Consider the following 12,068-nt stretch of genomic DNA (forward strand, 5'->3'; position numbering starts at 1 on the left):
GGCTTCTGAGGAGCGATAATGAGTATTCCTTTCACCCGCTGGCCGGAGGAGTTTGCCCGCCGCTATCGTGAAAAAGGTTACTGGCAGGATTTGCCGCTGACCGACATTCTGACCCGTCACGCAGAAAGCGATCATACGGCGGTAATTGATGGTGAACGCCATCTGAGCTATCGCCAGCTAAATCAGGCCGCTGACAATCTCGCCTGCAGCCTGCGCCGTCAGGGACTCAAACCCGGTGAAACCGCGCTGGTGCAACTGGGCAATGTGGCTGAGCTGTATATCACCTTCTTTGCGCTGCTCAAGCTGGGCGTAGCCCCGGTGCTGGCGTTATTCAGCCATCAGCGTAACGAACTAAACGCCTATGCCAAACAGATTGAACCGGCGCTGCTGATTGCCGATCGCCAGCATGCGCTGTTTAGCGGGGACGATTTTCTAAACGCTTTTGTGGCTGAACATAATTCAGTGCGCGTGGTGCAACTGCGTAATGATGAAGGTGAACACAATCTACAAACGGCGATAAGCCAACCTGCGACTGATTTTACCGCCACGCCGTCGCCCGCTGATGAGGTGGCGTACTTCCAGCTTTCCGGCGGGACGACCGGGACGCCAAAGCTAATACCTCGTACCCATAACGATTACTACTACAGTGTGCGTCGCAGCAATGAGATTTGCCGCTTCACCGGGGAAACGCGTTATCTGTGCGCGATCCCGGCGGCGCATAACTACGCCATGAGTTCGCCTGGCGCACTGGGCGTATTCCTGGCCGGCGGCACCGTGGTGCTGGCGGATGACCCGAGCGCAACCCTCTGTTTCCCGCTAATAGAACGGCATCAGGTTAACGTCACGGCGCTGGTACCGCCTGCGGTGAGCCTGTGGTTGCAGGCCATTGCGGAATGGGGCAGCAATGCGCAATTGGCTTCGCTGACGCTGTTGCAGGTTGGTGGGGCACGTCTTTCCGCCACGCTTGCGGCGCGTATTCCTGCAGAGATTGGCTGCCAGCTGCAGCAGGTCTTCGGCATGGCGGAAGGGCTGGTGAACTACACCCGTCTGGATGATAGCCCGGAGCGCATCATCAATACCCAGGGTCGCCCAATGTGTCCCGATGATGAAGTCTGGGTGGCGGACGCTGATGGCAATCCATTAGCCCAGGGTGAAACCGGACGCCTGATGACGCGTGGCCCTTACACCTTCCGCGGCTACTTCAAAAGTCCAGAGCACAATGCCAGCGCCTTTGACGCCAACGGTTTTTATTGTTCCGGCGATCTGATCGCTATCGATCCGGATGGTTATATCACCGTTCAGGGACGCGAGAAGGATCAGATCAACCGTGGTGGGGAGAAGATCGCTGCTGAAGAGATTGAAAACCTGCTGCTGCGCCATCCATCGGTGATCCATGCCGCGTTGGTCAGTATGGATGACGAACTGATGGGCGAGAAAAGCTGTGCCTGGCTGGTGGTAAAAGAGCCGCTGCGCGCGGTGCAGGTGCGTCGTTTTCTACGTGAACAGGGCGTGGCGGAATTCAAATTACCTGACCGCGTTGAATGCGTTGAGTCATTACCGCTGACCCCGGTTGGGAAAGTGGATAAAAAACAATTACGTCAGTGGCTGGCAGCACGTTCACTGGCCTGAAGGAGAAAAAGAGATGGCAATTCCTAAACTGCAGGCTTATGCGCTACCCACGGCGCTTGATGTTCCGGTGAACAAGGTCGACTGGGCGTTTGACCCTGAACGCGCCGCGCTGCTGATCCACGACATGCAGGATTATTTTATCGGCTTTTGGGGTGATAACTGCCCGATGATGGAGCAGGTTGTCGCTAACATCGCCGCACTGCGTCAGTACTGTAAAGAACATAACATTCCAGTGTATTACACCGCTCAGCCGAAAGAACAGAGTGATGAAGACCGCGCTCTGCTCAATGATATGTGGGGACCGGGTCTGACGCGTTCACCAGAACAGCAAAAGATTGTTGAGGCGCTGGCCCCGGATGAAGCGGATACCATTCTGGTGAAATGGCGTTACAGCGCATTTCATCGCTCCCCGCTGGAACAGATGCTCAAGGAAACCGGTCGTAATCAACTGATCATTACCGGGGTGTATGCGCATATCGGCTGTATGACCACCGCAACGGACGCTTTTATGCGTGATATCAAGCCGTTTATGGTTGCCGATGCGCTGGCGGACTTTAGCCGTGACGAGCACCTGATGTCGCTGAAATACGTGGCAGGGCGTTCCGGGCGCGTAGTGATGACTCAGGAATTATTACCGACCCCGGTCCCGGCCACTAAGGATGCGTTGCGCAGCGTTATTCTGCCGCTGCTGGACGAGTCTGAAGAGCCGATGGATGATGAAAACCTGATCGACTACGGGCTGGATTCTGTGCGCATGATGGCGTTGGCGGCGCGCTGGCGTAAAGTTCATGGCGACATTGATTTCGTGATGTTGGCGAAAAATCCGACCATTGACGCCTGGTGGACGCTGCTCTCCCGCGAGGTGAAGTAATGGCCGGATTTGATTTTGCAGGGAAAACCGTCTGGGTAACCGGGGCGGGAAAAGGGATTGGCTATACCACGGCGCTGGCATTTGCGCATGCTGGCGCTGAGGTGACAGGATTCGATCGCGAGTTTCCTCAGGATAACTACCCGTTTACGACCGAAGTACTGGATGTGGCGAATGCCGGACAGGTGGCTGAGGTGTGCCAGCGCGTCCTTCAAGCGCGCGAGCGTTTGGATGTGTTGGTCAATGCCGCAGGTATTTTGCGTATGGGGGCCACCGATGCGCTGAGCGCTGAGGAGTGGCAGCAGACGTTTGCGGTAAACGTTGGCGGGGCGTTCAATCTGTTTCAGCAGACGATGGCGCAGTTTCGTCGCCAGCAGGGCGGGGCGATCGTGACCGTCGCGTCGGATGCGGCGCACACACCGCGTATCGGCATGAGCGCCTACGGCGCGTCAAAAGCCGCGTTGAAAAGCCTGGCGCTGACCGTCGGACTTGAGCTGGCGGGTAGCGGTGTGCGTTGTAATGTGGTTTCACCAGGCTCGACCGACACTGACATGCAGCGTACGTTGTGGGTTAGTGATGACGCGGAGCAACAGCGCATTCGTGGGTTTGGCGAGCAGTTTAAGCTCGGTATTCCGCTGGGGAAAATCGCCCGGCCGCAGGAAATCACCAACACCATTTTATTTCTCGCCTCTGACCTTGCCAGCCACATTACGCTGCAGGATATCGTGGTGGACGGCGGCTCTACGCTGGGGGCATGACCATGATCTGGAAACGTCATTTAACGCTGGATGAACTGAATGCTACCAGTCAGAACACGATGGTGGCGCATCTTGGCATGGTTTATACCCGACTGGGGGATGATGTGCTGGAAGCCGAAATGCCGGTGGATAGCCGCACGCATCAGCCGTTTGGCCTACTGCACGGCGGCGCGTCGGCGGCTCTGGCGGAAACGCTGGGTTCGATGGCGGGTTATCTGATGACGCGCGACGGGCAGTGCGTGGTGGGGACGGAACTGAACGCTACCCATCATCGGGCGGTTGCGCAGGGGAAAGTGCGCGGTGTCTGCCAGCCGCTGTACCTCGGGCGTCAGAGCCAAAGCTGGGAAATCGTTATCTTTGATGAACAGGGACGACGCTGTTGCACCTGTCGTTTAGGCACTGCAGTGATGGGGTGAAGATAAGCGCGTCGTTTAGACGCGCTTCGTAACACCAGTTACCAGCTATAGCGCAGATTAAAACTCCCGTTGAGATCGCGGTAGTCGTTATTACCTTTCTGACCTGCCGCCTGGACGCTGACGTTCCACTGGCTATTGAGATTCGCCTGAATTCCCACTTTTAGCTCGCTGCGATCGGCAGGAAGATCCTGTTTTACCGTTGCGTTATCAAATGATACGGCCAGATCGTCGGTGGAGTGTAGCCAGTTAATCTCTGCGAATGGCCGGACGGTTGCATCGACGAATGAAAGCTGGCTATCAATTCGCAGACCAAGACGTGTGGTCCAGCTATCGCCATTTTGCCCGTCTATGCGTGTACCATTTGTCTCAACGCTATCTGCCTCGTAGCGTTGCCAGATAACCTGCGCCTGTGGCGTCAGGCTTACTGTGTTAGCGCTGCTCATATTCATGTCGTAGCGATAACCGCTTTCCAGCGAAATCGCGTGAGCCAGGGAGTCGTAATGCGTTGAACCGGCATTGCCATTCTCGACGCTGTTATTGTAGAAGCCATACTGATACCACGTATCAACATACCAGCCGCGATGTTGCCGGGCATCAGAGAACCAGGTGGCATACGCGCCAAGATTGTAACCGTCGATATCGCCTGTGGCTGTAAACTGACTGCCATCCGCGCCACGATTTCCGGTGCTGTCGGTACTGCCGTCAAGGTAACTGGCCATCAGGCCAAACGTGATGCTTTGCTGATCATCGCGCCAGGTTGCAAGGTCGCTGCCAAGCTGAAACTGGGTGTAATCGCTGTCCATGTCGATATTGCCATTTACAGCCGATGTGTCCGTTTTTCCGCCTTTCATTCGCGCCCAGACGCTTCCTTCGGCCGAGCGGTACTGGCTCCCTTCACGATCGAACAGCGTTTGCATCTGCAGGCTACGCGCCAGCCACTGGTTGCCCAGATAAGCGCCTATATCGGCGCGATATTGTGGATTTGACGGGGTGACGTCGCTACCGCCGTCGTCAGGATCAACTGGCGTGACGTCGCTGCCGCCATCGTCAGGATCGACCGGTGTGACGTCGCTGTCATCAGGATCGATCGGAGTGACGTCATCATCCGGGTCGTCGGGTGTTTCTGCTTTGGAACGCAAATACCAGCTTTCGTTATCTTCATACAGACGATACTCATACAGGCCGATTTGAATCTGATTGCCAAGAGAAAACGCGTTATCTGATGACACCCCACCGACGTCAACAATCTCGATACCTTGATCGGTATATGCACCCACGCCATCCACATTATTGATGTAGAGCGTGGTGCTGCCGTTAACATTACCCGAGACAATGAGCTGGTCGGTTGGTGAATTATCATCGCCTAAACTGGCGTTAAGTGAGAGCTGACCGCCGTTGCCCGTGTAGTCGCCGTTGATGATTAACGCATTCCAGGGAGTCGAACCACTGCTGCGGATTACGCCCTGGTTGGTCACATTGCCATTAACGATCAACTGGCTGTCTGGCGTTGTGCTATCGCCAAAACTTAGCAGGCCGAGGTTATTTACCGCGCCGTTGATTACCCCGTTGCCGCCGAGGGTGGCTCCGACTTTGACATTGACGCTCTGCTTGCTGCCTTCAGCGCCGATAGCGCCCGATTCAGTCAACCACAGCGCTCCCTGCTGAATGTCTGTGACTCCGCTCCAGGTATTCTTTGCGGTAAGGGTGAGCGTGCCGTCTCCTTTTTTGGTCAGACTTTTACCGTCCCATCCAGTGGTGGCGTTGGGTGAGGTATCTGCCAGCAACCCATTGACGGTAAATGTATGGCCCGCGTCAAGGGTAAACGTACCGTGTGCAGGCGTAGAGACCGCGGCGGAGTCTCCGGCGTACCAACTGAGCCCCACACCCAATTCATATTGGGTATTATCAAGGGCGTTAATCTGACCAGAAATCGCGATATAGTCGGGCAGGGTATCCGGATCGGTTGAGATCGAAGCGAAATCGCTCACGATTGCGGAGTCGGCATCAATTAGCGTAACCGTGTCGATGTCTGCCAGTTGATTGTCTGAGGTCAGCGCGTTGAGATCCAGCGCATTACCCGAATTGCTGATGTGTAGATCTCCGCCGGGATTAACCTGTCCGCCGGTAATTAGCGGGTTAGCGGACCGACTGGCCAGCGCCGCGGCGCTTAAATCGACGCTGAGAATACTGCTTTCTTTCAGCGTGACCTCGTCAGCATGCACGGTGCTGTAAGTTCCGGCTGCGTGGTCTGCCGCCAGCTCAAGGGTTCCTGCGTTAGTCAGCGTCGTGAGCGTGGAATCATCGGTAACCCGCCACAGGCTCTGGTCGGCAAGGTTAAGGTTGAGGATTGAATCAATACCCTGGTCGTTGAAGCTTTCATTAACCGAGGTTGCCCCGGCGAAATAAGAACCCGCGTCCATATTGAGGTTGATATATCCCCAGCCGCTGTTAACGATGTCGCCGGCTATGGTCATTTTCCCTGAGCCATTTACCGTCCCGCCAGGTAGAACATTCCCGCCCGAAGAAACTTTCGGATTCCAGATGGCAACGCCGCCGTCGGCGATAATGGTGGTATCGCCCGTCAGATTCACGATACCGCCTTCTTGCACTATCACGCCGTAACCACTGCCGTTAGCGCCGGTCATATCAATAGTCAGGTTCTCGCCATTGATGATGCCTGCATGGGTAAAATCCCCATCGCCGATGGCCCAAAGACCGTAAGGATCGTTACCGCTCATGATGATATCCGTATTGGATATATTGATCGTCGCGCCGCTGTATTGGGCTGATGCGCCATAGCCGTTCACCGCGTAGATAGTGTTTCGCTGCTCTGCTGAACCGTTGAAATTTATGGTTGTCGGGGCGCTGTAGGGGGTGTTGGCCACAATACCGTTGGTCGTGTGGCCTGTGGAATTTCTTCCATCAATAGTGCTGCCTTCGCCAATGTTGGCGACGGCGGCATGCATGCTGCTCATTAGTGTAAGGGCGGTGGACTGCGCGGTCGTGACGGTCAGATTTTTGGCATTGAATTCACTGTATCCTCGGCCGGTCAGGTAAATTGTTGATGCAGTCCCGTTTGCGCTAATGGCGCTGTCTGACCCTAAATCAACCACGCCGCCTTCTATTCGAAGCCCTTCCGTCTTCTGGCCGGTGACGTCAATGGTGAGATTGTTGGCCTTTACTGTCCCGATGGCATCATCTTTGCTGGTTGCTGAATAATCATCAACAATCATCCCGTATCCTTCGGAGAAACCGTGCACGGTAATGGTGGAATCATTGCCAAAATCCACGTTGCCGCTGATGTCCGCGCCCGTACCTTTTGCGCGCTCGGTAGAGGTTGTGGAAAGGGTGATATCAAGGCTATCTGCCGTAAAATAACTTTGTGAACCAGAAACGAGTCCATATGCCGTACCTCCAGGCATTGAGAGCGTAATTGCGCTGTTCTTGCCCAGATCAATTTGGCTGTATTGCCCCTCCTGGATACCATAAATCGTGGTGCCTGTTCCTGCCTCTGATACGGTGAAATCAATGTTCAGCCCGTTCGCGTTAACCTGGGTGTTTTTTCCAAGATAGAGCGCGCTGCCGCCGGCTGTGCCGCTGGTTAATTCTATGCGGCTGTCATCCCCAAAATTGAGCGTGGTACCGTTTGCCCAGTATGTGTCGATACCGACAGCCTTACCGGTTGCTTCGGTGTTAACCTGGATTAATCCAGCATTCATGGTTAACGTATTATTGTCGTCATAGAAATAGACGCCCGTCGCATTACCATTTTGGGATTCGGTGATAATTTTACTCTTGTTGCCGAAGTTCAGCGTGGCGTTTTCTGTATGAACGTTAATTCCGTAAGCATCTTTTTTACTAATGGTATTAATTGATATATTCTCGGCGTCTATATTTGTGCCTGGACTGGTGTTGTTAATATAAAGACCTGTGGTTGATGCTGTTTTCGCCGTTCCTGTGTCCGTAACGTTAATCTGTGTGCCGTTACCTAAATTATTACTGGCGCTGTTATCAAGCTTTACCCCAACAGAACCACTATCACCAGTAACGTTAATGGTGGCTTTACCATTAATTTGTACGCCTTGCCCCCCTGAGGACAGGCTTTCGATACCCGTGGTGCCATCAACAGACGTCACTGTATCGCCATCATTTAAACTGATGGTTTCACCGCTAAGCGGACCGTAGTCGCTGGCATGAACGCAGTTTGCCGTTAATCCAACCGCCGATAACACCAGGCCCGCGACGGTTGCGCGGACCCGATGATCGCCCTGCGAGAGTTCTGAAGTCACCACAAACATATTTCTGGCGATATTCCAGACGATGCGATAGCATTTATTCATAATTTATATCCTTATACGGCCATCCTGAACAACCTGGCGTTGAAAAAATTCTGCTTAATTAATTTTATTTTTTTTATATGGATGATTTTGTCATTAAAACTGGTGATGCGGCTATATTCTTTGCTTTGAAATCGGTGATTAAAATGAAATAAAGCACTAACTGCATACAAAATCAGGATAGTCTTAATCCATGAGTGCATTAATCGTATAAGTTGAGAGATTCAGGTTAATATTGTTAATTAATATTCTTATTAATAATAAAAATATTAAGTGACACGCTCTGCATCATGCCGGGAAGAGATGTGGACAAAACATTGAGGGGTTGGCACATAGCGCGCAATTTTTTCAGTTGTCTCTGCGTTGATAGTGATCAAGTTAACAATACAATGTAAAAAATCAGTGATATATCCGCTTTACATGGTTGTCAGGTTGTTAAATCAAGAAAAGATGTTATAGAAACAAAATGTAACATCTCTCTGACCAGGATAACGGATACAACTATGAACAAATCAGGGAAGTACCTCGTCTGGACATTGCTCTCCGTAGTGGGAGCATTTGCCCTCGGCTATATCGCATTAAACCGTGGTGAACAGATCAACGCGTTGTGGATAGTCGTGGCGTCGGTCTGTGTCTACCTAATCGCTTATCGTTTCTATGGCCTGTACATTGCGAAAAATGTACTGGCGCTGGACCCGACGCGTATGACGCCAGCCGTGCGTCATAACGATGGTCTGGACTATGTTCCTACCGATAAAAAAGTGCTGTTTGGTCACCATTTTGCGGCGATTGCCGGAGCGGGTCCGTTAGTTGGACCCGTACTGGCGGCGCAAATGGGCTATCTGCCAGGTATGATCTGGCTGCTCGCCGGGGTAGTGCTGGCGGGGGCGGTACAGGATTTCATGGTGCTGTTTGTTTCTACCCGTCGCGATGGTCGTTCCCTTGGCGAACTGGTGAAAGAAGAGATGGGCCCTACGGCGGGTGTCATTGCGCTGGTGGCCTGTTTTATGATCATGGTGATTATCCTTGCGGTACTGGCGATGATCGTCGTGAAAGCGCTGACCCACAGCCCGTGGGGCACTTACACCGTCGCGTTTACCATCCCGCTGGCGATCTTCATGGGGATTTACCTGCGTTATCTGCGCCCGGGCCGCATTGGTGAAGTGTCGGTCATCGGTCTGGTATTCCTGGTGTTTGCTATTATTTCCGGCGGCTGGGTCGCTGAAAGCCCGACCTGGGCGCCGTACTTTGATTTTACCGGGGTACAGCTGACGTGGATGCTGGTGGGCTACGGCTTTGTCGCTGCCGTGCTGCCGGTGTGGCTGCTGCTGGCGCCGCGTGATTATCTTTCTACTTTCCTGAAAATCGGCACCATTGTTGGTCTGGCGGTAGGGATTCTGATCATGCGTCCGACGCTGACCATGCCTGCGCTGACTAAGTTTGTTGATGGTACTGGCCCGGTCTGGACCGGTAACCTGTTCCCGTTCCTGTTTATTACCATTGCCTGTGGCGCGGTATCGGGCTTCCATGCGCTGATCGCTTCCGGTACCACGCCGAAGATGCTGGCGAATGAAGGGCAGGCCTGCTTTATCGGCTACGGCGGGATGCTGATGGAATCCTTTGTCGCCATCATGGCGCTGGTTTCTGCGTGTATCATCGATCCGGGCGTGTACTTTGCGATGAACAGCCCGATGGCGGTGCTGGCTCCGGCGGGGACGGTTGACGTAGTCGCTTCTGCGGCGCAGGTGGTCAGCAGTTGGGGCTTTGCCATTACGCCGGACACCCTGCATCAAATCGCCAATGAAGTCGGTGAACAATCCATTATCTCCCGCGCAGGCGGAGCGCCGACGCTGGCTGTAGGGATGGCGTACATTCTGCACGGCGCGCTGGGCGGTATGATGGATGTGGCGTTCTGGTATCACTTCGCCATTCTGTTTGAAGCGCTGTTTATTCTGACGGCGGTAGATGCTGGTACACGTGCCGCGCGCTTTATGCTGCAGGATCTGCTGGGCGTGGTGTCACCGAGTCTGAAACGTACCGATTCGCTGCCTGCGAACCTGCTGGCTACAGCGCTGTGCGTGTTGGCCTGGGGTTACTTCTTGCACCAGGGGGTGGTGGATCCACTGGGCGGTATTAATACTCTGTGGCCGCTGTTCGGTATTGCCAACCAGATGCTGGCCGGTATGGCGCTGATGCTCTGTGCTGTGGTGTTGTTCAAGATGAAACGTCAGCGCTACGCATGGGTGGCGCTGGTGCCAACGGCATGGCTGCTGATTTGTACCCTGACCGCTGGCTGGCAGAAAGCGTTTAGCCCGGATGCGAAAATCGGCTTCCTGGCTATCGCCAACAAGTTCCAGGCGATGATCGACAGCGGCAACATTCCGGCGCAGTACACCCAGTCGCAGCTGACGCAACTGGTATTTAATAACCGACTGGATGCGGGACTGACCATCTTTTTCATGGTGGTCGTTGTGGTGCTGGGTCTGTTCTCCATCAGAACTGCGCTGGCAGCGCTGAAAGATGACAAACCGACGTCGAAAGAAACGCCGTACGAACCGATGCCTGATAATGTCGAAGAGATCGTGGCGCAAGCGAAAGGCGCGCACTAATATTCTCTTAACCAACGAGCCCTCTCCTGAACGGGGAGGGCGTTTGTACGACAGGGAAACACTATGTTTGAAACGCTCTCCAAAGCTGGGAAATATTTAGGTCAAACCGCCCGATTAATGATAGGTGTGCCGGATTACGACAACTATGTTGAACATATGCGCGTCACGCATCCGGACCAGATGCCAATGACCTATGAAGAATTTTTCCGCGAGCGTCAGGATGCGCGCTATGGGGGGAAAGGCGGCGCGAAGTGCTGTTAATTTTTTGCCGGATGCGCTGACGCTTATCCGGCCTACAACAATGCTTTGACCGTAGGCCTGATAAGGCGAAGCCGTCATCAGGCAACCTGCACCATAGTCACACCGTAAACGACTCTACCTTTTCGAACGCTGCGCGCAGGGTCTGCGGCGTTAACGTTACCGGCAGCGCGTGAATGGACTCCACAGGGCGCAGAGTGTGCGCGATAACCTTATCGAGTTCGACGCGGTTATTGATGTTCACTTCCAGTTGAGCTAATCGGGTTGGTAGGTTGAAGCGCTGATAAGCGGTAATCAACTGCGCCAGCACATCATCTTGTCCCAGCAGCGCGCTCTGCACCAGTATGCCGTACGCCACTTTGGTGCCGTGTAAAAACTTCTCCGTTTGCGGGAGGACGGTCAGGCCATTGTGTACCGAATGCGCGGCCGCCACGCGGGTATAGCGCTCGCCCAGACCGCCGACCATGCCGCCTCCGGCTATAATCGCATCCACCACATCACAAAACGTTCGGCTTAACGTGCCTTGCTGTTTGTCTGCCAGCGCCTGCTCGCTGCTTTCCAGCAGGACGTCGCGAATCGTCTGTGCCGCATCAATACCCAGACGCACGGTAAGCGGCAGGGTTTCCGGTTGAGGTGCGAGCACGACGGCCTCGTACCATTTCGCCAGCGTGTCGCCGATCCCCGCCAGTAAGTATTCTTCTGGCGCATGGAGAACGATCTCGGGTTCTACCAGTACGAGGAAGTTTGCATCCGCGAAAATTTCAAAATGCAGCGCCTGTCCTGCATCGTTATACCAGACGGAGAGTGGTGTCCAGGCCGCGCAGGTCGCCGCGATAGTAGGAATACCGACAAAAGGCAGTTCCAGACGACGGGCCAGCGCTTTGGCCGTGTCGAGCAATGTCCCGCCGCCCACGCCAATCACCACGCTGCGATTCTCCCCTGACTCTTTTGCCAGCTGAGCAACATCGGTTTCACTGCAATGGCCCGTAAACAGCAGGCGTTTAGCCTCGGCAAGATGAAAGGTCTCTGGCAGATAAGGTCGGGCTGCATCGATGGCACGCTCACCATATACCCAGACGGCGCGTGAGAGTTGATCCCCGGTGAAAAAATCGTTGAGTCTCGACAGGCTGCCGGGATGGGAAAAATAGTTGGCCGGGCCGGTGACGACGCGAATCTCGGTATTACTCATGTTG

Annotated in this window: 8 protein-coding genes; 6 read left to right on the plus strand and 2 right to left on the minus strand. The window is 54.2% G+C overall.

Features of this window, described 5'->3' with window-relative positions; genetic code table 11:
- Positions 1–18 precede the first annotated feature (18 nt).
- The 4 genes from entE to entH are packed head-to-tail and all read left to right on the plus strand — an operon-like array spanning position 19 to position 3,671.
- Positions 19–1,629 (plus strand): (2,3-dihydroxybenzoyl)adenylate synthase EntE, encoded by a 1,611-nt coding sequence (gene entE, locus OGV94_RS16405; RefSeq protein ID WP_100194083.1) that lies wholly within the window; start codon positions 19–21, stop codon positions 1,627–1,629.
- 13 nt (positions 1,630–1,642) lie between these two features.
- The gene (locus OGV94_RS16410; RefSeq protein ID WP_043015539.1) at positions 1,643–2,500 is read left to right on the plus strand and encodes an isochorismatase; all 858 of its coding nucleotides are present in this window, start codon (positions 1,643–1,645) and stop codon (positions 2,498–2,500) included.
- Positions 2,500–3,255: a 2,3-dihydro-2,3-dihydroxybenzoate dehydrogenase EntA gene (entA, locus tag OGV94_RS16415; RefSeq protein WP_043015540.1), complete on the plus strand. Its 756-nt coding sequence runs from the start codon at positions 2,500–2,502 to the stop codon at positions 3,253–3,255. Before OGV94_RS16410 ends, entA begins: the two co-directional genes overlap by 1 nt.
- 2 nt (positions 3,256–3,257) lie before the next feature.
- Complete coding sequence (gene entH, locus OGV94_RS16420; protein ID WP_286523792.1) at positions 3,258–3,671, plus strand: proofreading thioesterase EntH; 414 nt, start codon at positions 3,258–3,260, stop codon at positions 3,669–3,671.
- A gap of 38 nt (positions 3,672–3,709) precedes the next feature.
- Here entH and OGV94_RS16425 read toward each other — a convergent pair whose 3' ends face one another.
- Complete coding sequence (locus tag OGV94_RS16425) at positions 3,710–8,011, minus strand: autotransporter outer membrane beta-barrel domain-containing protein (RefSeq protein ID WP_286523794.1); 4,302 nt, start codon at positions 8,009–8,011, stop codon at positions 3,710–3,712.
- Between the two features lie 500 nt (positions 8,012–8,511).
- Here OGV94_RS16425 and cstA point away from each other — a divergent pair, with 500 nt between their 5' ends.
- A complete protein-coding gene (gene cstA / locus OGV94_RS16430) occupies positions 8,512–10,617 on the plus strand; it encodes a pyruvate/proton symporter CstA (RefSeq protein WP_286523796.1) in 2,106 nt (701 codons plus the stop codon).
- A gap of 63 nt (positions 10,618–10,680) precedes the next feature.
- Complete coding sequence (locus OGV94_RS16435; RefSeq protein WP_043015543.1) at positions 10,681–10,878, plus strand: YbdD/YjiX family protein; 198 nt, start codon at positions 10,681–10,683, stop codon at positions 10,876–10,878.
- 97 nt (positions 10,879–10,975) lie between these two features.
- On the opposite strand, the gene OGV94_RS16440 is transcribed toward OGV94_RS16435, so the two are convergent.
- Positions 10,976–12,064: an oxidoreductase gene (locus OGV94_RS16440; protein ID WP_286523798.1), complete on the minus strand. Its 1,089-nt coding sequence runs from the start codon at positions 12,062–12,064 to the stop codon at positions 10,976–10,978.
- Positions 12,065–12,068: the final 4 nt, after the last annotated feature.

Source organism: Citrobacter sp. Ce006, assembly GCF_030336535.1.
Classification (GTDB): Bacteria; Pseudomonadota; Gammaproteobacteria; order Enterobacterales; family Enterobacteriaceae; genus Citrobacter; species Citrobacter europaeus.